Source organism: Pseudoroseicyclus aestuarii (assembly GCF_003217255.1).
In the GTDB taxonomy this organism is placed as follows: Bacteria; Pseudomonadota; Alphaproteobacteria; order Rhodobacterales; family Rhodobacteraceae; genus Pseudoroseicyclus; species Pseudoroseicyclus aestuarii.
Genome location: NZ_QJTE01000008.1, coordinates 1 through 23661, shown reverse-complemented (window position 1 = coordinate 23661; position 23661 = coordinate 1). Strand labels below are relative to the sequence as shown.

Sequence of the window (23661 nt, the reverse complement as noted above, 5' to 3'; positions counted from 1 at the left end):
AGCAGCATGGGCGATATCCTGATCACCGACGACGAGCGCGACATCCGGGAGCTGATCTCGGACATCCTGCAGGACGAGGGCTATGCCACCCGGCTGGCCGGCACCTCGGACCAGTGCATGGACGAGATCGCGAACGAGCCGCCGGCCCTCCTGATCCTGGACATCTGGCTCAAGGACAGCCGTATGGATGGCATCGACATCCTGAAGGCGGTGAAGCGCGACCATCCCGACGTGCCGATCATCATCATCTCGGGGCACGGCAACATCGAGATCGCGGTCGCGGCGATCAAGCAGGGCGCCTACGACTTCATCGAGAAACCGTTCAACATCGACCAGCTTCTGGTCGTCATCCGCCGCGCGATGGAAGCCTCGCGGCTGCGGCGCGAGAATGTCGAGCTCAAGCGCGGGGAGCAGGCGCCGGCCGAGATGCTGGGCGACAGTGCCACCTTCCGTTCGCTGCGCGCCGCGCTCGACAAGGTGACCAAGTCCAACGGTCGGGTGATGCTGAGCGGGGCGCCCGGCTCCGGCAAGGAGATGGCGGCCCGCTACATCCACCAGAACTCGACCCGCGCGAAGGGGCCCTTCGTCACCGTGAACTCGATCAGCATCGAGCCCGAGCGCATGGAAGAGGTCCTCTTCGGCCGCGAGAGCCCCGAGAAGGGCATCGAGAAAGGGCTGCTGGAACAGGCCCATACAGGTGTCATCTATTTCGACGAGGTGGCCGACATGCCGCCCGGCACGCAGGCCAAGATCCTGCGCGTGCTGGTCGACCAGAGCTTTCAGCGGGTCGGCGGCACCGAGAAGGTGAAGGTCGACCTGCGGGTCATCTCCTCGACCAACCGCGATCTTCCGGCCGCCATCGCCGCCGGCACCTTTCGCCAGGAGCTGTATCACCGGCTGAACGTCGTGCCGATCGCCGTGCCGGGCCTCGAGGAGCGGCGCGAGGATATCCCGTTGCTGGCCGAGCATTTCGTCGAGGAGCTGAACCGCAGCCAGGGCCTGCCGCTGCGCAAGCTGGGCGAGGATGCCCGCGCGCTGCTTCAGACCATGCTCTGGCCCGGCAACGTGCGGCAGCTGAAGAACGTGATGGAACGCGTTCTGATCCTTGGGGAATCCGCCGGCGATATCACGGCGCGCGAGCTTCCCGGCCTCGAGGAGCCGAGCGAGGAGGAGGGCCGCGTCGTCCTCTCCGGCGGCCTTGCCACGCTGCCCCTGCGCGAGGCGCGCGAACTCTTCGAACGGGAATACCTGCTGACCCAGATCAACCGTTTCGGCGGCAATATCTCTCGCACCGCGGCCTTCGTCGGGATGGAGCGCAGCGCGCTGCACCGCAAGCTCAAGAGCCTCGGCGTGGTCACCAGCACCAAGGCCGGGGCCCGCGTCGCGCATCTCGAGGATTGAGGCCACGCAGGGCGCGCCATTGACCGCGCGGGCGCGCTCTGTCACCTCTGCGCCGGTCAAGGGCCGCGGGATGCGGCGCCGCCTTGGGGAGCCTCGATGAAGGTCATCATCTGCGGTGCGGGGCAGGTCGGCTGGCAGATCGCCCGCCACCTGTCGCGCGAACGAAACGATGTGACGGTCGTCGACAGCAATGCCGATCTGGTGCGCCGGGTGACCGACTCGCTCGACGTGCAGGGGATCAGCGGCTTCGCCTCCTATCCCGACGTGCTGGAGCGGGCCGGGGCGCGCGATGCCGACATGATCGTCGCCGCGACCCATTCGGACGAGGTCAACATGGTCACCTGCCAGGTGGCCCATTCGATCTTCGGCATCCGGCGCAAGATCGCGCGGCTTCGCGCGCAGAGCTACCTCGACGCGATCTATTCCGACCTCTACCGGCGCGAGCACATGCCCATCGACGTGCTGATCTCGCCCGAGCGCGAGGTCGCCGAGGCGGCGCTGCAGCGGCTTGCCGCGCCCTCGGCCTTCGATGCCGAGGTCTTCCTTGACGGGCAGGCGCATCTGCTGGGCATCCAGATTGACGAGGATTGCCCGGTGGTGAACACGCCGCTGCGGCAGTTGACCGACCTGTTCTCGACCCTGCGGGCCATCGTCGTGGCGGTGCGCCGCAAGGGGCGTCTCTTCGCGCCCTCGGCCGAGGATCAGCTGTTCCCCGGCGACGAGGCCTATGTCTTCACCGACACTGCCGATGTCGACCGCACGATGGAGATCTTCGGCAAGCGGCAGGGCAGTCAGGAGCGTGTCGTGGTCATCGGCGGCGGCAATGTCGGCCTGGCCGTGGCCCGCGCGCTGGAGTCGCGGCCCGAGCGGGTGCGCGTCAAGATGATCGAGCGCAACCGCGCCCAGGCCGAGCGGGCCGCGGACCAGTTGGACCGGACCATCGTGCTGAACGGCGACGGCCTCGATGCCGCGCTTCTGGAAGAGGCGCAGATCGGCGGCGCCGATGCCGTGCTGGTCGTGACCGACGACGACAAGACGAACCTTCTGGCGGCGGTCCGGGCCAAGGCCATGGGCTGCCCGCTGGCGATCTGCCTCGTGAACGATCCGACGCTGATCCCGCTGATGGGCGCGCTGGACGTCGATGCCTACATCAACCCGCGCGCCACCACCGTCAGCTCGATCCTGCGGCACATCCGTCACGGGCGCGTGCGCGGGGTCTATTCCGTCGGCGATGCCGAGGCCGAGATGATCGAGGCGCAGGTCCTGTCGACCTCGCCCATCGCGGGCCAGCGGCTGCGCGACCTCGGCCTGCCGCGCGGCGTGCTGGTGGGCGGCGTGCTGAAGAACGGCAAGATGGTGCGCCTCTCGGGCGATCTGCGGATCGAGGAGGGCGATATGGTCGCGATCTTCGCCATGGCGCCGCAGGTCCCCGAGGTGGAGCGCATGCTCCAGGTCTCGATCGACTTCTTCTAGGGGCGGGGCGGTGCAGACGGTCACACGCGTGCATCGACGGCTGGAGCGGCTGCCCTTCTTCGTGCTGATCATGGCGGTCGGCGCGGCTGCCATGCTTCTGCCGGCGCTGCATGCCACGGTGACCGGCGACGGCGCGACGGCGCGCGTGTTCCTTTATTGCGCGGGGCTGGGCCTGATGCTCGCGCTGGTGACCGGCCTCGCCACCGCCAACCACGAGCCCGAGTCGATCCCGCGCAGTCAGCTTCTGGCGCTGGTCGCCGCCTTCGGGCTGCTGCCGGTGATGTTCGCGCTGCCCTTCTGGATCGCGCTCGGCACCACCAGTTTCTTCAATGCCTGGTTCGAGATGGTGAGCTGCTTCACCACAACCGGCGCCACGATCTACGACGCCGTCTCGCGGCTGAACGAGACGCTGCACCTCTGGCGGGCGCTGGTCGGCTGGCTGGGCGGGCTGCTGATCTGGCTGGCGGCCATCTCGATCCTGGCGCCGATGAACCTCGGCGGCTTCGAGGTGCGCAGCCCGGCGCAGGCGGGCGAGGGGGGGCAGCGCTTCTCGCAGATCGGGCGCACCGCCCGCACGACGGAGCGGCTGGCCCGCTATTCGGCCCGGCTTGTGCCGATCTACGTCGGGCTGACCGGCGTGCTCTGGCTGGCGCTCGTCGCCTCGGGCGAGCGGCCCTTCGTCGCGATCTGCCACGCGATGTCGGTGCTGGCGACCAGCGGCATCAGCCCGCTGCAGGGCGTGCCCCATGCCGGCAGCGGCTTTCTGGGCGAGCTCGCGATGTTCTGCCTGATGATCTTCGCCCTTTCGCGGCTGACTTTCGCGCGCAGCCTTTTCGGCGACGACGGCCGCAGCCTGCTGCGCGATCCCGAGATGCGGATGGGCCTTGCGCTGGTGCTGATCGTGCCGGGGCTGCTGTTCCTGCGCCATTTCGTCGGCGCGGTCGAGGACAGGACCGAGGGCGATCTGCCCGGGGCCTTCGCCGCGCTCTGGGGCGCGCTCTTCACCGTCCTGTCCTTCCTGACCACCACCGGCTTCGAAAGCGCGTGGTGGCAGGGATCGACCAGCTGGTCAGGCCTCGACACGCCGGGGCTGGTGCTGGTCGGCCTCGCGCTGATCGGCGGCGGCACCGCGACGACGGCGGGCGGGGTCAAGCTGCTGCGGGTCTACGCGCTCTGGGTGCATGGCCGGCGCGAGCTGGAGCGGTTGGTGCACCCCAATTCCATCGGCACCGACGGCGCCGAGGCGCGGCGCATCCGGCGGCAGGGCGCGGTGATCAGCTGGATCTTCTTCATGCTGACCGCGCTTTCTGTCACCGGGGTGATGCTCGCGCTGTCGCTGACGGGGGTGGAGTTCGAGCAGGCCATGGTCCTGACCGTCGCCGCGCTGTCGACCACCGGGCCGCTGGCGCAGGTCGCAGCCGAGGCGCCGATCTCCTACGCCGGGATTCCGGATGCCGCGAAGGCGGTGCTGGCCGGGACCATGGTGCTCGGCCGGCTCGAGACGCTGGCGATCATCGCGCTGCTCAACCCCGCCTCCTGGCGGCGCTGAGGGCCCCAAAGCGGGCTATTTGGGCAGGGTGACGCCCGGTTCCGGCGGCTTTTGGGGTGGAAACTCCCCCTGCTGCGCGACATACTCTCAGGGATGTGAGAAAACGCCGATATGCGGCAGTTACAAGAACAAGGGTTACCGATGGCGGGGGACAAGCAGAATCTTCAGGATGCCTTCCTGAACCATGTCCGCAAGATCAAGGCCCCGGTCACGATCTTTCTGGTGAACGGGGTGAAGCTGCAGGGCGTGATCACCTGGTTCGACAGCTTCTGCGTGCTGCTGCGCCGCGACGGGCAGAGCCAGCTGGTCTACAAGAGCGCGATCTCGACGATCATGCCGTCGCAGCCCGTCAACCTCTACGACGGCGAAGATTGACCGGCGGCGCTGAGAGCGGCGGGGACGAGGATTTCGTCCCGCGCGGCAAGGACACCTATTTCGAACCCGAGGCGCCCGATACCCGCGCCTGGGTGATCCATCCCGATATCCGCAGCGACCGCGACCGGCGCGAGCCCGGCCCCGCGCTGGAAGAGGCCGTGGCCCTTGCCGCCGCTCTTCCCGGCCTCGAGGTCGTGGGGTCGGAGGTGGTGCCGCTGCCGCGGCCGCATCCCGGCCTGCTTTTCGGCACGGGCAAGATCGAGGAGATCAAGCAGCGCCTCACGGCCGAGAAGGTCGCGCTGGTGCTGGTCGACGGCACCCTCGGCGCCAAGCAGCAGCGCAACCTCGAGAAGGCCTGGAAGGTTAAGATCCTCGACCGGACCGGGCTGATCCTCGAGATTTTCGGCGACCGCGCCCGCACCCGCGAGGGCGTGCTGCAGGTCGAGATGGCGGCGCTCAGCTACCAGCGCACCCGGCTCGTGCGCGCCTGGACCCACCTCGAGCGGCAGCGCGGCGGCCTCGGCTTCGTCGGCGGCCCCGGCGAGACCCAGATCGAGGCGGACCGCCGCGCCATCGACGAGCAGCTGACGCATCTGCGACGGCAGCTGGAAAAGGTCGTTAAGACCCGCACGCTGCACCGTGCCGCCCGCGCCAAGGTGCCGTTCCCCATCGTCGCGCTGGTCGGCTATACCAACGCTGGCAAATCCACGCTTTTCAACCGGCTGACCGGGGCCGAGGTCATGGCCGAGGACATGCTCTTCGCCACGCTCGATCCTACCATGCGCCGCGTCGATCTGCCGGTGACCGGCGACAGGGTGATCCTGTCGGACACGGTGGGCTTCATCTCGTCCTTGCCGACGGAGCTGGTCGCCGCCTTCCGCGCCACCCTCGAAGAGGTGCTGGACGCCGATATCGTGCTGCATGTGCGCGACATCTCGCATCCCCAGACCGAAGAGCAGGCGCGCGACGTCGAGACGATCCTCGCCAGTCTCGGCCTGCCCGAGGAGACGCCGCGCCTCGAGGTCTGGAACAAGATCGACGCGCTGACGGGCGACGCGCGTGCCGCCGCCGAGGCGCGCGCCGCCCGCACCGAGGATGTCGCCGCGATCTCGGCCCTGACGGGCGAGGGCCTCGAGGGCCTGATGACCATGGTCTCGGCCCGGCTGACCGGCCCGCAGCACGAGGCCTCGCTTCTGCTGCGGCACGACGAGGGGCGCGCGCGGGCCTGGCTCTTCGAGCAGAAGGTGGTCGAGGAGACGCGCGAAAGCGGCAAGGGCACCCATCTGCGGGTGCGCTGGACCGCCGAGCAGGCCTCGCGCTTTGCCGCTTTGCGCGGCGCGCAGACCGGCGACGAGGGCGCCTAGCGGGCGATCATCTGGTAGCGCAGCTCTGCCTCGTCGAGGAGGGTCGCGATGACGATGGTGCGGAAGCGGTGCTGCTGTACCATCGTCCGCTCGGTCAGGCGCAGCATGTCCTGCTGGTAGATCTCGAGATCGATCACGCCCTGGTCGCAGTCCGTCGACCCCTCGATCAGGGTTACGCCGCGGCTGATCAGCTCGAATCGCCAGGCCTCCACGATGCAGGGCCGAACGGGCGGCATGGCCGCGCCGGCATCGCCCCGGCTTTGCGCGGCATCCTGTGCAGACAGGGGCATGACGGCACAGCAGCCCGCGACTGCGACGGCGATCAGCTTGCGCATCATGGTCGGCCTCCTCCTGCCCGGGACTCTTCTGGTCCTAGTCTAAAGTGCAGGCGGAAGGAGGGAACAGTGTGTCGGTTGCATGGCAAAGACAGGGTTTCCACCTTGGGGCTGCAGCACCATCCTGCCGGTCGGAGGCGGATCTGCCGTCTTCGACTCGCCAAGCGGCACGGCATCGGCCTTGATGGCGCCATGACCCGATGCCGCCCAATGCCGCCCGCTCGCCCCGCCAGACAGCCCGGGGGCGGCGCGGCATGAGCAGGCTGCGCAAGATTGTCACCATCGGCGAGATCCTGGTCGAGATCATGGCCACCCGGCGCGGCCAGAGCTTTCTGGAGGCCGGGGACTACCGCGGGCCTTTCCCCTCGGGCGCGCCGGCGATCTTCGTCAATCAGGCGGCGCTGCTGGGCCAGCCGGCCGCCATCGTTTCGGCGGTGGGCGAGGATGCCTTTGGGGCGGTGAACCTCAACCGCCTGAGGGCGAGCGGGGTCGATGTCTCGGCGGTGGCGGTGCGTCAGGGCCCCGCGACCGGCAGTGCTTTCGTGACCTATGCGGCGGACGGCAGCCGCGATTTCCTGTTCAACATCGCCCATTCCGCCTGCGGCACGATCCCCTTCGATGCATCCGCCCGCGCCGCCGTCGCGGGGGCCGATCACCTGCATGTCATGGGCAGCGCCCTCGCCGCGCCGGGGCTGGCGCCGACGGTCCTGCAGGCGCTCGACGCGGTGAAGGGGCAGGGCGGCACGGTCTCCTTCGACCCGAACCTGCGCAAGGAGATGGCCCGCGCGCCGGGCCTGCGCCCGGCTCTCGAGCGGGTGCTCGAGGCTTGCGACCTTTTCCTGCCCTCGGGCGAGGAGCTTTTCTCCTTTTGCGAGGCCACCACCGAGGATGCCGCCGCGGCAGAGCTGCTGGCCCGCGGCATCGAAGCGGTCGTCGTCAAGAAGGGTGCGGCGGGCGCGGTCTGGTACGACGGTGCCGGGCGCTACGAGGCGGCGCCGCTGGCTGTCGAGGAGGTCGATCCCACCGGCGCCGGCGACAGCTTCGGCGCGGCAGCGGTCAGCTTCTGGCTGCGCGGACTGGCCGCCCCGCAGGCGCTGGCACGGGCCAATGCCGCCGGGGCCGCGGCGGTGACCGCGCTGGGGCCGATGGAAGGGGCGCTGGACAGCGCCGCCCTCGATGCGATGCTGCGCGCAAGCGACTGAAGGAGAGGCCATGACCGATACAGCCACGAACCGCCTGGCCCGCATTGCCGAACGGCGCGGCAGGGAGGGCATCACCTCCGTCTGCTCGGCCCATCCGCTGGTGATCGAGGCGACGCTGCGCCACGGGCTGGCGCGCGGCGGCGACGTGCTGATCGAGGCGACCTGCAACCAGGTCAACCAGGACGGCGGCTATACTGGCATGACCCCCTCGGATTTCCGCGATTTCGTCATGGGGATCGCCGCGCGCACCGGCTTTCCCGCCGATCGGCTGGTGCTCGGGGGCGATCATCTCGGCCCGAACCCCTGGAAGGCGCTCCCGGCCGAAGAGGCGATGGAGAAGGCGGGCGCGATGATCGCGGCCTATGCCGAGGCCGGGTTCTCGAAGCTGCACCTCGACTGCTCGATGGGCTGCGCCGGAGAGCCCGCGGCCCTCGACGATGCCGTCACCGCCCGCCGGGCCGCGCAGCTGGCCGCAAGGGCCGAGGCGGCGGCGACGGGGCCCGCCCCGGTCTACGTCATCGGCACCGAGGTGCCTGTGCCGGGCGGCGCGCTCGAAGAGATCGAGGGGCTGCAGCCGACGACCCCGGCAGCCGTGCGGGACACCATCGAGGTGCATCGCCGCGCCTTCGCCGAGGCGGGTCAGGAGGCGGCCTTTGCCCGCGCCATCGCCGTCGTCGTCCAGCCGGGGGTGGAGTTCGGCAGCACCAATATCGTCGATTACGCCCCCGAGGCCGCGCGCGATCTGAGCGCCGCGCTGAACGATCTGCCGCAGTTCGTCTACGAGGCCCATTCCACCGATTACCAGACCGAGGCCGCGCTTGCTGCGCTGGTTCGCGACGGCTTCGCTATCCTCAAGGTCGGGCCCGGCCTGACCTTCGCCCTGCGCGAGGCGCTTTATGGCCTCTCGGCCATCGCCGCGGTGCTGGACGGGCACCACGCCGCCGATCTGCCGCGCGTGACCGAAGAGCGGATGCTGGCCGAGCCGCGCTACTGGCAAAGCTACTACCACGGAGACGCGGCGGCCCTGTTCCTGCAGCGGCACTACTCGCTGTCCGACCGGATCCGCTACTACTGGCCCGATCCGCAGATCGCCGCGGCGGTGGAGGCGCTGCTGACCCGTCTCGAGGGCGTCGAGATCCCGCTGCCGCTGATCGGTCAGCACCTGGGCCGCCTCGCGGACCCTGTGCGCGCGGGGCAGGTCCCTCCGCAGGCGCGCGCGCTGCTGCTCGCTGCCGTGACGCAGCAACTCGACACCTACGAGGCGGCGATCCGGGGCGCCTGACGGACGACGCTTTCCGGGCGTCGTGACCTCCATCGGCACTATGCCGCTGCGAGCAGCAGGAGGGTGATCCAGGCCCCGGACCGGAACCGCCCGCTGCCGCTCGCCAGCGGCGGCGCAGCGTTCGGAGGGCCGATTAACAGGGCAGTCAGGATCGGCCTGGGGGGCTGCGACCGCGCCGTCCGCGCCGCGCCGGCCAAGGTCGAGCCGTCGCTTCGCCCGCGCGGCCTTTATCATGGCTTTGTTCCCGACGCCGGTGCCCTATGATCGCTTCCAGTGGGACCGCGCGCCGGAGGCGTCGAAGGAGGACGAGACGCGGCAGCCCGAGGCGGCGCAGCCGGCCTGCTGAGCCGCAGGTGGCAGGCCCGCCATGCGCGGGCGCCGGGTCGGCGGTCCATCGGACCCGAATTTAGCAAGGGAGGCCGGGATGGCCCTGAACCTGAAGCAACTTGCCCATGTCTGCATCTTCGCCCGCGATCTCGATGAGACGCGCCGTTTCTACGAGGATGTGCTCGGCATGACGCGCGTCTTCGACTTTACCCGCGACGGCCGGGTCTTTGGCTTCTACCTTGATGCCGGCAATCGCAGCTTCGTCGAGGTTTTCGAGAATGCCTCGGCCGAATACAGCGGCAGGAACCAGATCAACCACCTGTGCCTCGAGGTGGAGGACCTCGCCGAGGCCGTCGCCCATATCCAAACGCAGGGCCTCGAGCCGACCGAGCCGAAGAAAGCCGTCGACGACACCTGGCAGGCCTGGGTCGACGATCCGAACGGCGTGAAGATCGAGCTGTTCGAGTACACCGCGGCCAGCGCGCAATTCACTGGCGGAGATCGAGAGGCCGACTGGTAACAGCGGCGCGCCGGCTCGGGGCGTTCTGGCGTTCCGGGCGGCCTTGATAGGCCCGGCAGGATACGAGATTCACGATAAGTAGTTCAGTTAAATATGAAAATATTTGCTTGGGGTAGTCTGGTCGATCTTGGGGTAGTGACAGGTCCCAGCCCCCTGGCGTCATGGCCGTGGGCTCGGCCCGTCGTGCCCCCTGTGCGGCAGCACCATAGGTCTGCGGTCCGCGGCCCGCGGTGCCCGGATGCGGATACTGCCATCGGGCAAGATCAGGGCCTCGCCAAACCGCAAACCGGCCTTTCTCCACGTACCCAGCGCGCGACAGATCGGCTTGCGTGAAGCTGGCCTGCGGCATGGCTTGGTGCCCCTCCTGCTTTCGAGGTGATAGCCGCTGCGCCTCTCCGCGCGCTGCCTGTGAGCGCGCATGGCGCCCACACCAGTCGTGTTGGATGCCGCCGCAGGCGATGCGGTTCTGGGTACTCGTGCCTCCGGTCATTCGGGCGCCTCCTGAAGCGTCGAGAGGCTTCAGGAGGGCGGGGTTCCGCGAGCCGCCCGAGCGTGTCATGTTTGGGTCTCTCATCGGTGGAGGAGAGAGTGATGCGGCGGGTCCTTACGGTCTTTTTGATGGTCGCGCCCCTTTCGGTGTCAGCGCGGCCGGTACCGATGGTCTGCGTGGACAGTCGTGGCGAGCAGAGCGATGTCGTGGTGGATGTCGAGAAAAATGTGTTTTCCATAGACGGCTTGCCGGGAGAGCTTGCCGCGCACGGAGAGAGCCAAGCCCTCGGGACTCTGGTTGAGCCGGACGGCGTGATGTGGGCGATCTTAGTCGATGGGCTTTCAGATCGATGGGTCACGGCCACCGCGATGAATAGCGATCCCCTTGCCGGAATGCTAAAATGTTTCCCGGCGTTTGATTGGTAATGCGACATCGTCGGCTTCGATGTCTTCGGACTGTCGCTCACAGTGCGGCACGCGGTGCGCGTGAATGTGGGGGCGCTTTCTAGCAGCGCTCACATCCCCAGCGCGGCTTTGTACATGTCGAGGATCGCCTCTTCCTCGGCGACGTCGTCTGGGTCGCGCTTGCGCAGGGCAATGAGCCTGCGCAGGAGCTTTGTATCGTGGCCGCGGCCCTCGGCCTCGGCCATGACCTCCTTCATCTGGTCCGGGATGTTCTGCTTCTCGGCTGCGAGACGCTCGGTGCGTTCGACGACCTGCCGAAGCTTCTGCGCGGCGACGGCGATGCGGCCGCGGGGACCCTCGATGACATGCAGCGCCAGCGCCTCATCCTTGGCGGGCGGGTTCAGCCCGACGAGGCGCAGGACGCAGGCGTGCAGGACGATGTCGCGATCGGGGCTCCGACGGCGCGGGCGAAGCCGATGCCGCGCCGGGCATCGTACCTGGTCCCCCGCGCGGCCTCTACGGGGAGGGCGGCAAGGTCGACGTCCTGCCCTATCTCCTCGATGCAGAGGGCCGGCGGCCGCTCCGCCGGCGCGCGCGGCGGCGACGTCAACGAGGCACGGCTGGAAGAGCGGCGGCGGCTGGTCGCGCTGCAGCGCCGGATCGGGGACGGGGTGGCGATGCCGATCCGGCGCGTCCGCCCATCGAAGCGGGGCGCGGACGCCAAGCCGCGGCGGGCGATCAGCGACCGGCAGCTGGTGGACGGCGTCTTCGTCGAGGGGCTGACGATCTCCGGCCTGCTGAAGAAGCAGAACTGGGGCCTGGGCGGCGCCACGGTGCAGGCGGCAGCGGCAGCGCTCGCCGCGGCCCTCGACCGGCTCTCGGGCCCGGCCCCGCGCCCGCGGATGGCGGCAGCCTTCTACGGCACGCGCGCCAGCTGGCCGGTGGAGGAGGAGGCCTGACCGGTAGCGCCGAGCGCACCAGCGGCAGGCAAGCCGGACCGGCACCGGCTGACCGGGCGGAGATGCCAGCGCTGGCGGCGGTCGGGGTAGGGCCTCCCGCCGCCGCGGCGCGCCGCAGGGCACCGGGGGTGGTCCAAAAATCTGAGCCACCTCGCGGTGACCGCGCATCCAATCTTTCTTTTCCTGCGCCGCTATTTCAGGAAAAATGTCCAATTAGTGGAGTAAGGGGAGAGGCCGGAGGCCCTCCTGCGCCGCTTGGGTCGAAGACCTCCGGGCTGCGCGCATGGGGAAGGCCCCTGGACGCCTCACCCGCCGATGGGACGCCAGAGAGTCGGTCGGTCGTCAGGCCCACGTCACGAAGCGCAGCGTTCGGAGGCCTGCATCATGACCATTGGCCTTTCACCGTGCTGACCGGCCGCCCTGTTGGGCCGGCGTGGCGACGGCTTGACCGACAGCGCCTCACTGCCTTGGCTGCCGAACGGTCTGCGCATGGAAACTCTCAGGACTGCGCCCGGTTCGGTACGGGATAGTCCTGCGATCAGACCACCGGCTCCTTGGCCAGGCCCTTCCCGAGGATCGGGCCGGTAGGCAGATCCGTGGGCGAGCCTCCGGCCGGCTCCACGGTGATCTCGTAAAGTTGCTGCGGATGCGGGGCAGGGAGCCCGTCGATCGCCAGCCTCGCCGACCGGCCCGAGCGCAGCAGCCCCAGCGAGACGGGCGGCCCGTCATCGTCCGGCTTCGTCCAGACCTGCATCACGCGCTCGGGCGGGACATCCGCCCGTTCGAGCAGGGTGACGAGCGTGGTGTTGTCGGGCTGCCCTTCGACCAGCCCGATCGCCTGCCCGTCCTCGTCTAGCAGGACCGCGATCACCGAGGGCTCCACCGGGGTCAGCGTGGTCCATCCGAGGGTCAGGGCCAGCAGCACCGTGGCCGCGACGCTGCCCAGGGCCATGCCGCGCCAGCGGGTCATCGACCGGCGGGCCGCGGAGAGATCGACCACATCCGCCGATGCCGCGGCGAGTTGGGCCTCCTCGGGGCGGGCGTCGTCAGGGCCGGCGTCGAGCGCGGGTTCGATCCGCGACCAGAAACCCTCCGGAAGGGGCAGGCTCTCGGCGGTGTCGTCGAGCTGGGCAAAGCGCTCGCGCGCACGGGCAAGCTCTTCGGCCAGATCCGGGTCGCGGGCGGCCAGTGCCTCGAGCCGCAGGGCATCGGCCTCGTCGGCGAGGCCGAGAACGACCTCGTCGATCAGGATTTGCCGGGATCGATCCGTCATGACAGGCACTCCCTCAGCTTGCCGAGGCCGCGGCGGACCCAGGACTTGACCGATCCGAGCGGCGCCTCCAGCCGCCCCGCGATTTCGCCGTGACTGTGGCCCAGCAGGTAGGAGGACAGGATCGCCCGCCGGGTCTGCTCGTCGAGCCCCGCCAGACAGCGGCGCAGGTCGGAATTGGCGGCCAGCCGGTCGAAGGCCTGATCCAGGACGATCCGGTCCTCGGCGCTGTCGAAGGCAGCCGGCTGGGTCGCCACCTCGCGATCCTCGCGGCGCAGAAGCGTCAAGCAGCGGTTGCGCAGGATGGTGTAGACCCATCCCTTGGCGCTGCCCCGCGCCGGATCGAACTGGTGGGCCCGGCGCCAGATCAGCACCAGCGTCTCCTGCACCGCATCCTCGGCAAGGTCGGCCCGGCGCAGCATCCGGCGTGCCACGCCCAGCATGCGCCCGCCCTCGGCCTCCATCAGCGCCCGCAGCGCGGCCCGGTCGCCCGCGGCGCAGGATTTCAGCAAGCTTGCATGATCTGTCACTGTGAGACGTGCCCGGGCTAGGCGATCCCGTCCCGGCACCGCGTCGAAGCAACTGCTAGATAAGGCGGCGAATTCTGTCAAACGCGGCGTCAGGCAGGGGGCAGGGGCGCGGCTGCTTGAAGGCATTGGCATCAGGCCGGCCCCTGTCCGAGGCTGGCGCGGCCCTGGGGCCCGCGCCAGCCTGTCGATGATCCTTCGATCAGTCGGCGGTCATGAAGGTGATGTCGCGCAGCTCGGCATCGCCGGCTTCCACGATCTCCCAGCTGTCCTGAACCGAGCCGTCGTCCAGCGAGACGGTGTAGAGCATGCCGCCGGCCGCGAGCCAGGCGGTGTTGGTGCCCTCGGCATCGGTGGCGATGTCGAAGGCATAGCTGTCGGCCGCGTCAATGCCGAGCTTGCCGATCGCCGCGAGCGTGCCTTCATTGGGCGAGGTCTGCTGGATCAGGGCGACGATGGTGCTGTCGATGTCGTACATTGCCGTGCTCTCGGGCATGCCGTAGGAGTTGATGTAGGCCGCCGCGGCGATCGCCGGGGCTTCGCCGGCATGCATGTCCGCCTCTTCGAAGGCGAGCGAGCCGTCGACCGTCACGGCGCCGGTCTCGATATCGACGCGGTGGTTGGTGGTGCCGGACATGAAGCGCAGCTTGTCCGCCATCGGGTTGAAGTCGACGATCACCGGCGCATCGGCCTCGATCGGCAGCTCGGTGTCCATGGTCGAGACCACGGTGGCGGCGCCGGTCATCGGATCGATCTCGACAATGTCGAAGCTGGCGGTGACGCCGATCAGCGTGCCGTTCGAGGGACGCAGGTCGATGCCGAGCAGCCGGTCCACACCCTCGACCTCCATGGAGGCGGTGACAGTCGCGGTGCTCGTGTCGATCTGGTGCAGCGTCTTGTCGCCCGAGAGGCCGATGGCCATCAGTCCGGCATCGTCCTGCGCCAGCGCGCCGGCGGCGGGCAGGATCAGGGCGGCGGCGGTCAGTGCAGTGAGGGTCTTGGTCATGGATCGGTTCCTTTTGGGTCCACGGCCGCGGATGCTCCGCAGCCTCGATACCCCTAGGACTCGGCGAGCAGACCGATTGGATGCACGGGCCCCTAATTTTTTTCAGAGGCTTTGCACTTGGCGCAGGCGCACTGCTGGGAATGCCTTTGAGAGGCTGTCCTTCAACCGGACGCAAGATGTCGCGTCACGATCTCCTTCAACTCCAGCCCTTCCACGTCCTGGAACGTCAGTCCATCGGTTCCGAGGTAGCTTTCCTGGTTCGAGGCCGGCCAGGAGTTCATGGCCAATCGATAGGTGGCATCAGGATCGAGATCGACCTCGGCGACATGCATGTAGTCGCCCGTCCGAGCATCGAGAGAGGCCGCTGCAAACTGGTTGGTGCGCGACAGGATAGCGGTGAGGTCAGCGCCGGAAATTTCAGTGACACTGATCCCGCCACCGAAGCGGATGAAGGCGTCGAGATCGTAGCGCGTGAACGGCCCTTCGCTCAGCGGCGCTCCGAAGGTGGTGTGGCTGAGCATGGCAAGATCAGCCTGCGCGGCCTGCCGCACGGCCTCGGCGGCGACGAGGATTGAGGCGTGAAGGTCCAGCGTCTGCGGGATCCGCGCCAGTACCTCGCGGTCCTCCGCGGTCAGGTGCGTCTCCATCTGCGCGGCGATCAGCGCGGCGAGGTCGCCGTCGCCGGAGCCGGCCGGAATGGTCTCGGCGCTGTAGCTGGCCCGGACGGCACCGTTCGCGAGCGTAAGGTCGATGCGGCCAAGCAGGGTGCCCCAGCTCGCGCCGTGGAAGTAGAGGGCGTCCTGCGGCGTCATCTCGAAGGACAGATGGTCGTGGCCGCCCTGGATTACCGCCCCTGGCGGCAGCGCGTTCAGCACCGCCTTGTCCGGTGTCACGCCCGCATGGCTCATGACGACCACGAGGTCCGCCTCCTGCACGAGGACGGGCAACGCCTCTCGCGCGAATTCGGCCGGATCGGCGAAGCCGAGCGTGTCGCGCACCTCCTCGCGGTAGACGAAGGCATTGGTGGTCGCGAGGCCGAGCAGGGCGATGTCGACATCGCCGAGCATCAGGCGGTGGCCCGGTTCGGCGAAGTACTCGCCGGTGCGCGTGTCGACGAGGTTCGAGACGACCTGTACGCCCATCTCCCGCGCCCGCGCGACGACCTCTGCCATGTCGTCCATGATCGCGGTCTCGTGGTTGCCGAGGTTCAGGATCACCGGCATCTCGGCCGCCGCCGCGCGCAGGAAGGCCCAGTCCGCCTCCGCGCCCGAGCGCAGCGCGACGACGTTCCCTCGCTCGAACACGTCGCCGTTGATGAGCAGTGCCATCGGCATGTCCGTGTCGGCCCGCGCCTGCCGCAGCCGGGACAGGATCGCGGGCAACCGGGCATAGGGCGAGTGCAGGTCGGCGATGGTGAAGAGCACCGCGTCGCCCGCGGTCTGGGCGCGCAGCGCGGCGGGGATGCTCGCAGCCGCGAGGGACGCCGCTCCGGCTTTGAGGACGTGGCGCCGGTCGATGGAGGTGGTCAGAAAGGGCATGGGTCGCGTGCTCCGGCCGTTGGGAGAGGGGTGGAAGCGATGTCGGTGCCGCGAACGGCCCGGGCGGGTCTTGGGGACATGATCATTCGGCTGCCTCGGCCTGCGCAAGGGGCGAGCCGTAGCCGCCGCCGCCCGGCGTCTTCATGACAAAGACATCGCCGGGCCGGACCTCGGCGCGATCGTTGCCGGCGAGGGCCTCGGCGGTGCCGTCCGCCCGCTCCACCGCGTTCTCTCCGGGCAGCCCCGGCAGGCCGCCCGCCGCGCCGTGCGGCGCGGTGGCGCGGTGCGAGGACAGGACGGTCACCGTCATCGGCTCGAGAAAGCGCAGCCGGCGCAGGATCCCGTCGCCACCCTGCCAGCGGCCCATGCCGCCCGAGCCGGCGCGGATCGAGAATTCCTCCACCCGCACCGGGAAGCGCGCCTCCAGCACCTCGGGGTCGGTCATGCGGGTATTGGTCATGTGGCTGTGCAAGGCCGAGGCGCCGTCGAAGCCGTCGCCCGCGCCTGTGCCGCCGCAGATCGTCTCGTAATTCTGGTGATGATCGTTGCCGTAGACGAAGTTGTTCATCGTCCCCTGGCTGCCCGCGATGGCCCCGAGCGCGCCATAGAGCGCCTCTGCGATGGCCTGGCTGACCTCGGTGTTGCCCGAGATGACGGCGGCGCCGGGGGCGGGGTTGATGAAGCAGCCCTCTGGTACGATCAGGCGGATCGGGGCGAGGCAGCCCTCGTTCAGCGGGATGTCGGTGCCAACGAGGGTGCGCAGGACATAAAGCACCACGGCCCGCGTGATGGCGCGCGGGGCGTTGTAGTTGCCGGCGTCCTGCTGCGAGGTGCCGGTGAAGTCGATCACCGCCTCGCCTGCCTCCCGGTCGACCCTCAACGCCACCTCGATCGTCGCGCCGCTGTCGAGCCTGTAGGTGAACCGGCCATCCGGCAGGTCCCGCAGCACCCGGCGCACCGCCGCCTCGGCGTTGGCCTGCACGTGGCCCATATAGGCGAGCACCACGTCGCGGCCGTAGCGCCCGGTCATCCGCCGCAATTCGGACAGCCCGGTCTCGTTTGCGGCGATCTGGGCCTTGATATCGGCAAGGTTCTGATCGGGGTTGCGCGCCGGCCACTCCGCCGAGGCCAGAACCTCCCGCAGGTCGGCCTCGCGCAGCGCGCCACCGCGGGCGAGCAGGAGGTTGCGCAGCACGACGCCCTCCTCCTCGATCCGGCGGCTGTCGGGCGGGGCCGAGCCGGGGGTGGTGCCGCCGATATCGGCGTGATGCCCGCGCGAGGCGACGACGAAGAGGATCTCGGCCCCCGCATCGTCCCACACGGGCGTGACGACGGTGACGTCGGGCAGGTGGGTGCCGCCGCGCGCCGGATCGTTGGTGGCGTAGACGTCGCCGGGCTGCATGCGGCCGGCATTGTCGCTGAGGACTGTCCTGACGCTCTCGCTCATCGACCCGAGGTGGACAGGGACATGCGGCGCATTGGCGACGAGGTTGCCGGCGGCGTCGAAGATGGCGCAGGAGAAATCGAACCGCTCCTTGATGTTCACCGAATAGGCGGTGTTGGCCAGCGTCGCGCCCATTTGCTCGGCGATGGACATGTAAAGGTTGCTCATCACCTCCAGCAGCACGGGGTCGGCTTGCGTCCCCTCGGGACGGGTCTCGGCGCGCGGCTCGGTGCGGGTCAGGATCAGGTTGCCGTAGGCGTCGGGCTGCGCGGTCCAGCCGGGTTCGATCATGTTGGTGCCGGTGGGCTCCACCACGAGGGCGGGGCCGGCGACGCGCTCGCCAGTCGCCAGCGCCCCGCGATGCAGAACCGGCACCTCGCGCCAGGCATCGCCGCACCAGATGCGCGCATCGGGCGTCGGGGAAGGGGAGGTTTCAGGCTGCATCGCCGTCACCGCCTCGCCGGTCCGGCCGACGGCCTCGACGCTCAGCTGCTCGACGGTCAGCGGCTGATCCCCGGCGCCGAAGCCGAAGCGCTGGCGGTGGGCGGCGTCGAACGCGGCGCGCATGTCCTCCTCTGCGCCGAAGGGGACGGGCAGGGTCTGAAGGGCGATGCCGGCGCGGATATGCGCGGTGCGCAGGAGGGCGATGTCACCCACGCCCTGCTCGGCCACCTCGGCCTGCGCCTGTGCGGCGATGTCGTTCAGCGCCGCCGCGGCGGCATCGACCTCCTCCAGCGGTCGGCCCCACTGCACCTCGCGCAGCGCACGGATATCGGCAAGCCCCATGCCAAGCGCAGAGAGCACGCCGGCATGGGGGTGGACGAAGACCCTGTCCATGCGCAGCGCATCGGCCACGAGGCAGGCATGCTGACCGCCCGCGCCGCCAAAGCATTGCAGGGTGTAGCCGGTGACGTCGTAGCCCTTCTCGACGCTGATCTTCTTGATCGCGGCGGCCATGTTCTGCACGGCGATGGTCAGGAAACCACTCGCCAGCGCCTCGACGCTCATTTCGGGCTGGCCGGTCGCCCTCGCGATCTCTGCCGCCAGCCTTTCGAAGGCCTGGCGCGGGGCCTCGGCATCCAGCGGCTGGTCGGCGCCGGGGCCGAACACCTTGGGGAAAAGCGCGGGCTGCAGCTTGCCCAGCACCACGTTGCAATCGGTCACCGTCAGTGGCCCGCCGCGGCGATAGGCGGCCGGGCCGGGATCGGCGCCGGCGCTTTCGGGTCCGACCTGAAGCCGCCCGTCCCGGAACGAGCAGATGGAGCCGCCGCCCGCCGCGACGGTGTGGATCGCCATCATCGGCGCCCGCATCCGAACGCCCGCCACCTCGGTCTCGAAGCTGCGCTCGAGCGTGCCGGCATAGTGGCAGACATCGGTCGAGGTGCCGCCCATGTCGAAGCCGATCAGCCGATCATGACCCGCCGCCTCGGCGGTCCGGACCATGCCGACGACACCGCCGGCCGGGCCCGATAGGATCGAGTCCTTGCCCTGAAAGCGGTCCGCCGCCGTCAGCCCGCCGCTGGACTGCATGAACATCAGCCGGGGCCCGCCCTCCTCCTCGCGGCCCAGAGCTGCGGCGACGCGATCGACGTAGCGGCGCAGAATGGGCGAGAGGTAGGCATCCACCACCGCCGTGTCGCCGCGCCCGATCAGCTTGATCAGGGGGCTCGCCTCGTGGCTGAGCGAGACCTGCTGAAAGCCCTGCTGCCGCGCCATGCGGCCAATGATCCGCTCGTGCTCCGGCGCGCGCCAGGCATGCATGAGCGCCACGGCAATGGAGCGGACGCCGGTGCCGTGAATGCGCGACAGCTCCGCCCGGACCTGCCCAGTATCGAGCGGCAGGACCGTCTCGCCGCCGGCATCCAGGCGCTCGTCCACCTCCACCACGTCTTCGTAGAGGAGCTCCGGCAGGCGAATGTCGAGGTCGAAGAGGCGCGGGCGGTTCTGGTAGCCGATGCGCAGCGCGTCGCGAAAGCCGCGGGTGATGAACAGCACCGTCCGGTCGCCCTTGCGCTCCAGCAGGGCATTGGTGGCGACCGTGGTGCCCATCTTCACCGAGCGGATCGTGCCCGGCGGGATCGGCGCGCCGTCGGCCAGGCGCAGGATCATCCGAATGCCGTGAACGGCAGCGTCCTCGTACTGCTCGGGGTTCTCGGACAGCACCTTGCGCGTGGTGATCGCCCCGTCCGGCGCGCGGGCGACGATATCGGTGAAGGTGCCGCCGCGATCGACCCAGAACTGCCACGCGCCGGGGGGCTGCTGCTCATTCATTGGTCATCTCCTGCATGTCATCGGCAAAACGCTGACGATTTGTTGACAACTTAATTTCGTCCGGTCAACCTTCATCTATCCGCTGCGCCGGAGCGGGCGCGCCGCGGAGAAAGAATCGACCGCTCCAGCGACTGACAGACAGGGAAAGCCATGACCGCACATACGACCGCCCGGCTGATCGCCGGCCTTCTCGCCGCCACCGCCGTACCGGCCGCCGCAGAGACCTGGGACATGCCGACGCCCTACGGCGACAGCGTGTTCCACACCCAGAACATCACGCAGTTCGCCGAGGACGTGGCCGAGGCGACGGACGGGGAGCTGGAGATCACCGTCCACTCCGCCGGCTCCCTCTTCGCGCATCCCGAGATCAAGGATTCCGTGCGCCGCGGCCTTGCCCCCATCGGCGAGACGCTGATGTCCCGGCTGGAGAACGAGGATCCGCTCTTCGGCATCGACAGCGTGCCCTTCCTCGCCGCCAGCTACGACGAGGCCGAGGCGCTCTGGGCGGCCTCGCGCCCCGCCATCGAGGAAAAGCTGTCCGAGCAGGGGCTGACCCTGCTCTTCGCCGTGCCGTGGCCGGGGCAGAGCCTCTACACGCAAGGCCCCGTCGACAGCGTGGCCGACATGGAGGGCAGCGCCTTCCGCGCTTACAACACCGCGACCGAGCGGCTGGCCACGCTGATGGGCGCCGTGCCGACGCAGATCGAGACCGGCGACATCCCCACCGCCTTCGCCACCGGCCGCGCCGACGCGATGATCACCTCGCCCTCCACCGGCGTCTCGTCGCAGGCCTGGGACTTTGTCTCGACCTATACCGAGCTTCAGGCCTGGCTGCCGAAGAACATGGTGATCGTGAACACCGGTGCCTTCGAGGGCCTGCCCGAAGAGGTGCAGACCGCCGTCATGGAGGCCGCCGAGGCCGCCGAGACCCGCGGCTGGGAGATGTCGGAGGCCGAGACCGAGGCGCAGATCGCCGCGCTGACCGAGAACGGGATGGAGGTGATGGAGCCCTCCGAGACGCTGTCCGCCGAACTCGCCGAGATCGGCGAGACGATGACCGCGGAATGGAGCGAGCAGGCCGGCGAAGAAGGGCAGGCGGTGATCGACGCCTACCGCGCCGAGTAGCGTCCTCCTCCGGGGCTGCCGCGCTGGCGGCCCCGGTCCCCATTTGCACGTCCGCGCATCGGAGCCCGCCATGCGATTGTTCCTCGACCGGCTTTATGCCGGATCCCTCTTCGCCTCGGCGGCCAGCTTCGCCGCGATCGCCGGGCTCGTCCTCATCCAGGTTCTTGGCCGGCTGATCGACCGCGCGGCCCGGCTCGTCGGCGCCCCGCCGCCGGGACTGACGGTGCCCTCGCTCGCCGAGATCGGCGGCTTCCTCTTCGTCGCCGGGGTGACGCTGGGGCTGGCCGGCACCTTCGTGCGGGGCGGACATGTGCGGGTCTCGCTTCTGACGCGGGCGCTGCCGCCGGGCGCGGGGCGGGGGCTGTCGGCCCTCGTCGCGGCGGCGGCGCTGGGCCTCTCGGCCTTCGGGACATGGTCGAGCTGGCTGCAGACGGTGGACAGTTGGGTCTTCGACAGCGTCAGCTTCGGGATGATCCGGGTGCCGCTCTGGCTGCCGCAGGGCGTGATGACGCTGGGGCTCGCGCTTCTGACGGTGGCCCTGCTGGACGCGCTGATCCAGCTGCTGCGCGGCGCCACGCCGGCCTACGAGATCGGCGAAGCGGAAGCCGGGGGAGAGGGCTGATGGAGATCGCGACCCTCGCGCCGATCCTGATCGTGCTGCTCTTTGCCGCGTTGGCGGCGGGCCTGTGGATCGGCTTCGCGCTGATCGTCGTCGGCCTCGTCGCCATGGCGGCGGCCTCCTCCGCGCCCGTCACGCTGGTCTTCGCCACCCGCGTCTGGGGCGGGCTGACGGTCTGGGACCTCACCGCCCTGCCGATGTTCATCTGGATGGGCGAGATCCTCGTGCGCTCGCGGCTCTCGGCGGACATGTTCGCCGGGCTCGCGCCTTTCACCCGCTACCTGCCGGGGCGGCTTCTGCACGTGAACGTCCTTGGCTGCGCGCTGTTTGCCGCCGTCTCCGGCTCCTCCGCCGCGACCACGGCGACGATCGGGCGCATGTCGGTGCCCGAGCTGACGGCGCGGGGCTACGATCCGCGCATCGCGATCGGCAGCCTCGCCGGGTCGGGTACCTTCGGCTTCCTGATCCCGCCCTCGATCATCATGATCGTCTACGGCGCGGCGACCGAGCAATCCATCGCCCGCCTGTTCCTTGCCGGCCTCGTGCCGGGGCTGATGCTGGTCGCCCTGTTCTCGGGCTTCATCATGCTCTGGGCGACCACGCATCGCAGCGCCATGCCGGCAGACGAGCCGGGATCGGGCGATCCGCGCGCCGTGCTTCGCCTCTTGCCGGTCATCGGGCTGATCGCGGCCGTCATCGGCTCGATCTATGCCGGCATCGCCTCGCCGACCGAGGCGGCGGTGATCGGCGTCGCCGGCGCGCTCATCCTCGCCTCCGCCACCGGTGCGCTAAGCTGGCGCGGCGCGGGCGAGGGGCTGATCGCGGCCACGCAGACCACCTGCATGATCGCCTTCATCCTTGCGGGCGCCGCGTTCCTGACGGTCGCCATGGGCTATACCGGCATCCCCCGCGCGCTGGCCGCGTGGATCGGCGAGATGGGGCTGTCGCCCTATGCCCTCCTCGCGGCGCTGACGGTGTTCTTCGTTGTCATGGGCATGTTCCTCGACGGGATCTCGATCGTCGTGCTCACCGTCTCGATCATCATGCCGATGGTGCTGGAGGCCGGGATCGACCCGATCTGGTTCGGCGTCTTCCTCGTCCTCGTCGTCGAGATGAGCCAGATCACCCCGCCGGTGGGCTTCAACCTCTTCGTGCTGCAGAAGATCACCGGGCGTGACATCCTGACCCTCGCGGCCTATGCCGCGCCCTTCTTCGGGCTCCTCGTGCTGGCCGTCGCCCTTCTGTCGGCCTTCCCGCAGATCGCCCTCTGGCTTCCCGGAACGATGCTGAACTGACCCATGACACGCAAAGACGAACCCACAGCCATCGGCCCCGTCGTCAGTTCCGCGCATCTGGCGAATTCGGCGCTGCCCGAAGCGTCCGAAATGGAATTCGCGATCACCATGACCAACCACGCCTTCCAGCGCTGGATGTCGCGTTGCATGGCGGCGGCGGGCGAGGCGGGGATGGCGCCGCTGGAAATCCTGATCCTGCATCTCGTCAATCACCGCGAGCGGCCCAAGACGCTCGCCGACATCTGCCTGGTGCTGAACGTCGAGGATACGCATCTCGTCAATTACGCGCTTCGCAAGCTGACGGAGCGCGGGCTGATCGACACGGGCCGCAAGGGCAAGGAGAAGACGGTCGTCATCACCGAGACGGGCGCCGCCCTCTGCAAGCGCTACGGAGAGGTGCGCGAGGCGCTGCTGATCCGCGGCCTCAAGGCCACGGGGCTCGACCCGAGCGAGATGTCGAACCTCGCCGCGCTCTTGCGCGCGCTGTCGGGCAGCTACGATCAGGCAGCGCGCGCGGCGGCGAGCCTCTGAAGGGGAAGGGCGACGGGCGTCCATCCTGCCGCCCCGACAGCGCGCCGGGCAGGCAGAGCGCCCGCCTGCAGCACCGCCGCGGTGACAGTCACGATCATTGCATCGCGCCGAATGCCGGCTTCGGGCCGAGCGCTTTAAGGGGCGCGCTGAGTGTAAAGTGACCGCTGTGGTCGATCGCGGAGGAGGTGTCTGCCGGCGCTCAGACTGCTCTGAGAACCGCTCTGGACCAAACGCCCTTCGGCTGAGAGGCTGAGCACAATGGCCTGCTGCCGGTTTCGTGGACGCCGAGATAAGGTGTTTAACGGAACTGGAGATTTGGAATGCAGAGAAGGAAATTCAGCCGCGAGTTCAAGC

General features: G+C 69.2%; 21 protein-coding genes. 14 read left to right on the top strand and 7 right to left on the bottom strand.

Features of this window, described 5'->3' with window-relative positions:
• Positions 1–6: 6 nt before the first annotated feature.
• The 5 genes from ntrX (at position 7) to hflX (ending at position 6162) form a co-directional block, all read left to right on the top strand.
• The gene (gene ntrX, locus DFP88_RS15260; protein ID WP_110815569.1) at positions 7–1401 is read left to right on the top strand and encodes a nitrogen assimilation response regulator NtrX; all 1395 of its coding nucleotides are present in this window, start codon (positions 7–9) and stop codon (positions 1399–1401) included.
• Positions 1402–1497: 96 nt separating this feature from the next.
• Positions 1498–2874 (top strand): Trk system potassium transporter TrkA, encoded by a 1377-nt coding sequence (trkA, locus tag DFP88_RS15255; RefSeq protein ID WP_110815568.1) that lies wholly within the window; start codon positions 1498–1500, stop codon positions 2872–2874.
• Between the two features lie 70 nt (positions 2875–2944).
• Complete coding sequence (locus tag DFP88_RS15250; protein WP_245904848.1) at positions 2945–4423, top strand: TrkH family potassium uptake protein; 1479 nt, start codon at positions 2945–2947, stop codon at positions 4421–4423.
• A gap of 141 nt (positions 4424–4564) precedes the next feature.
• Positions 4565–4798 carry an RNA chaperone Hfq gene (hfq, locus tag DFP88_RS15245; protein ID WP_110815567.1) on the top strand — a complete coding sequence of 78 codons (234 nt, stop codon included), beginning with the start codon at positions 4565–4567 and terminating at the stop codon, positions 4796–4798.
• Between the two features lie 92 nt (positions 4799–4890).
• Positions 4891–6162: a GTPase HflX gene (hflX, locus tag DFP88_RS15240; RefSeq protein WP_110815602.1), complete on the top strand. Its 1272-nt coding sequence runs from the start codon at positions 4891–4893 to the stop codon at positions 6160–6162.
• Here the strand turns inward: hflX and DFP88_RS15235 are convergent.
• Complete coding sequence (locus DFP88_RS15235; RefSeq protein ID WP_110815566.1) at positions 6159–6500, bottom strand: hypothetical protein; 342 nt, start codon at positions 6498–6500, stop codon at positions 6159–6161. The two genes, hflX and DFP88_RS15235, sit on opposite strands and share 4 nt — an antisense overlap.
• Positions 6501–6751: 251 nt before the next feature.
• Between DFP88_RS15235 and DFP88_RS15230 the strand changes: the two genes are divergently transcribed.
• From DFP88_RS15230 to DFP88_RS15215, 4 genes are all read left to right on the top strand, one after another.
• Positions 6752–7699: a sugar kinase gene (locus tag DFP88_RS15230; protein WP_245904844.1), complete on the top strand. Its 948-nt coding sequence runs from the start codon at positions 6752–6754 to the stop codon at positions 7697–7699.
• Positions 7700–7709: 10 nt separating this feature from the next.
• The gene (locus DFP88_RS15225; RefSeq protein WP_110815565.1) at positions 7710–8981 is read left to right on the top strand and encodes a D-tagatose-bisphosphate aldolase, class II, non-catalytic subunit; all 1272 of its coding nucleotides are present in this window, start codon (positions 7710–7712) and stop codon (positions 8979–8981) included.
• A 424-nt stretch (positions 8982–9405) separates the two neighbouring features.
• Positions 9406–9828, top strand: coding sequence for a VOC family protein (locus DFP88_RS15220; RefSeq protein WP_110815564.1), 423 nt, complete (start codon positions 9406–9408; stop codon positions 9826–9828).
• Positions 9829–10419: 591 nt separating this feature from the next.
• A complete protein-coding gene (locus tag DFP88_RS15215) occupies positions 10420–10743 on the top strand; it encodes a hypothetical protein (protein WP_110815563.1) in 324 nt (107 codons plus the stop codon).
• Between the two features lie 89 nt (positions 10744–10832).
• On the opposite strand, the gene DFP88_RS17250 is transcribed toward DFP88_RS15215, so the two are convergent.
• The gene (locus tag DFP88_RS17250) at positions 10833–11084 is read right to left on the bottom strand and encodes a DUF2312 domain-containing protein (RefSeq protein ID WP_220032350.1); all 252 of its coding nucleotides are present in this window, start codon (positions 11082–11084) and stop codon (positions 10833–10835) included.
• 198 nt (positions 11085–11282) lie between these two features.
• Between DFP88_RS17250 and DFP88_RS17245 the strand changes: the two genes are divergently transcribed.
• Positions 11283–11681, top strand: coding sequence for a hypothetical protein (locus DFP88_RS17245; RefSeq protein ID WP_220032351.1), 399 nt, complete (start codon positions 11283–11285; stop codon positions 11679–11681).
• Between the two features lie 538 nt (positions 11682–12219).
• Here DFP88_RS17245 and DFP88_RS15205 read toward each other — a convergent pair.
• The 5 genes from DFP88_RS15205 to DFP88_RS15185 form a co-directional block, all read right to left on the bottom strand.
• On the bottom strand, positions 12220–12954 hold the full coding sequence (locus DFP88_RS15205; RefSeq protein ID WP_110815561.1) for an anti-sigma factor: 735 nt from the start codon (positions 12952–12954) through the stop codon (positions 12220–12222).
• Positions 12951–13481 carry a sigma-70 family RNA polymerase sigma factor gene (locus DFP88_RS15200; RefSeq protein ID WP_110815560.1) on the bottom strand — a complete coding sequence of 177 codons (531 nt, stop codon included), beginning with the start codon at positions 13479–13481 and terminating at the stop codon, positions 12951–12953. The genes DFP88_RS15205 and DFP88_RS15200 overlap by 4 nt, the downstream gene beginning before the upstream one ends.
• 199 nt (positions 13482–13680) lie before the next feature.
• Positions 13681–14484: a DUF4394 domain-containing protein gene (locus DFP88_RS15195; protein WP_110815559.1), complete on the bottom strand. Its 804-nt coding sequence runs from the start codon at positions 14482–14484 to the stop codon at positions 13681–13683.
• A 161-nt stretch (positions 14485–14645) separates the two neighbouring features.
• Positions 14646–16022 carry a 5'-nucleotidase C-terminal domain-containing protein gene (locus DFP88_RS15190; protein WP_110815558.1) on the bottom strand — a complete coding sequence of 459 codons (1377 nt, stop codon included), beginning with the start codon at positions 16020–16022 and terminating at the stop codon, positions 14646–14648.
• An 82-nt stretch (positions 16023–16104) separates the two neighbouring features.
• A complete protein-coding gene (locus DFP88_RS15185; RefSeq protein WP_110815557.1) occupies positions 16105–19737 on the bottom strand; it encodes a hydantoinase B/oxoprolinase family protein in 3633 nt (1210 codons plus the stop codon).
• A 150-nt stretch (positions 19738–19887) separates the two neighbouring features.
• Here DFP88_RS15185 and DFP88_RS15180 point away from each other — a divergent pair, with 150 nt between their 5' ends.
• From DFP88_RS15180 to DFP88_RS15165, 4 genes are all read left to right on the top strand, one after another.
• Positions 19888–20862: a TRAP transporter substrate-binding protein gene (locus DFP88_RS15180; RefSeq protein WP_245904843.1), complete on the top strand. Its 975-nt coding sequence runs from the start codon at positions 19888–19890 to the stop codon at positions 20860–20862.
• A gap of 70 nt (positions 20863–20932) precedes the next feature.
• Positions 20933–21484, top strand: coding sequence for a TRAP transporter small permease (locus DFP88_RS15175; RefSeq protein WP_110815556.1), 552 nt, complete (start codon positions 20933–20935; stop codon positions 21482–21484).
• Complete coding sequence (locus tag DFP88_RS15170) at positions 21484–22776, top strand: TRAP transporter large permease (RefSeq protein WP_110815555.1); 1293 nt, start codon at positions 21484–21486, stop codon at positions 22774–22776. The genes DFP88_RS15175 and DFP88_RS15170 overlap by 1 nt, the downstream gene beginning before the upstream one ends.
• 3 nt (positions 22777–22779) lie before the next feature.
• Positions 22780–23307, top strand: a complete 528-nt coding sequence (locus DFP88_RS15165) for a winged helix DNA-binding protein (RefSeq protein ID WP_245904842.1) — start codon at positions 22780–22782, stop codon at positions 23305–23307.
• Positions 23308–23661 lie beyond the last annotated feature (354 nt).

Bases quoted from the DNA above. Each gene is read 5' to 3' on its own strand.
- ntrX (WP_110815569.1), top strand. From the start codon at position 7: ATGGGCGATATCCTGATCACCGACGACGAGCGCGACATCCGGGAGCTG.
- DFP88_RS15225 (WP_110815565.1), top strand. From the start codon at position 7,710: ATGACCGATACAGCCACGAACCGCCTGGCCCGCATTGCCGAACGGCGC.
- DFP88_RS15235 (WP_110815566.1), bottom strand. From the start codon at position 6,500: ATGATGCGCAAGCTGATCGCCGTCGCAGTCGCGGGCTGCTGTGCCGTC.
- DFP88_RS15215 (WP_110815563.1), top strand. From the start codon at position 10,420: ATGCGGCGGGTCCTTACGGTCTTTTTGATGGTCGCGCCCCTTTCGGTG.
- DFP88_RS15170 (WP_110815555.1), top strand. From the start codon at position 21,484: ATGGAGATCGCGACCCTCGCGCCGATCCTGATCGTGCTGCTCTTTGCC.
- DFP88_RS15230 (WP_245904844.1), top strand. From the start codon at position 6,752: ATGAGCAGGCTGCGCAAGATTGTCACCATCGGCGAGATCCTGGTCGAG.
- DFP88_RS15180 (WP_245904843.1), top strand. From the start codon at position 19,888: ATGACCGCACATACGACCGCCCGGCTGATCGCCGGCCTTCTCGCCGCC.
- DFP88_RS15220 (WP_110815564.1), top strand. From the start codon at position 9,406: ATGGCCCTGAACCTGAAGCAACTTGCCCATGTCTGCATCTTCGCCCGC.
- trkA (WP_110815568.1), top strand. From the start codon at position 1,498: ATGAAGGTCATCATCTGCGGTGCGGGGCAGGTCGGCTGGCAGATCGCC.
- DFP88_RS15190 (WP_110815558.1), bottom strand. From the start codon at position 16,022: ATGCCCTTTCTGACCACCTCCATCGACCGGCGCCACGTCCTCAAAGCC.
- DFP88_RS17245 (WP_220032351.1), top strand. From the start codon at position 11,283: ATGCAGAGGGCCGGCGGCCGCTCCGCCGGCGCGCGCGGCGGCGACGTC.
- hfq (WP_110815567.1), top strand. From the start codon at position 4,565: ATGGCGGGGGACAAGCAGAATCTTCAGGATGCCTTCCTGAACCATGTC.
- DFP88_RS15205 (WP_110815561.1), bottom strand. From the start codon at position 12,954: ATGACGGATCGATCCCGGCAAATCCTGATCGACGAGGTCGTTCTCGGC.
- DFP88_RS15165 (WP_245904842.1), top strand. From the start codon at position 22,780: ATGACACGCAAAGACGAACCCACAGCCATCGGCCCCGTCGTCAGTTCC.
- DFP88_RS15250 (WP_245904848.1), top strand. From the start codon at position 2,945: ATGGCGGTCGGCGCGGCTGCCATGCTTCTGCCGGCGCTGCATGCCACG.
- DFP88_RS15195 (WP_110815559.1), bottom strand. From the start codon at position 14,484: ATGACCAAGACCCTCACTGCACTGACCGCCGCCGCCCTGATCCTGCCC.
- DFP88_RS15185 (WP_110815557.1), bottom strand. From the start codon at position 19,737: ATGAATGAGCAGCAGCCCCCCGGCGCGTGGCAGTTCTGGGTCGATCGC.
- DFP88_RS15175 (WP_110815556.1), top strand. From the start codon at position 20,933: ATGCGATTGTTCCTCGACCGGCTTTATGCCGGATCCCTCTTCGCCTCG.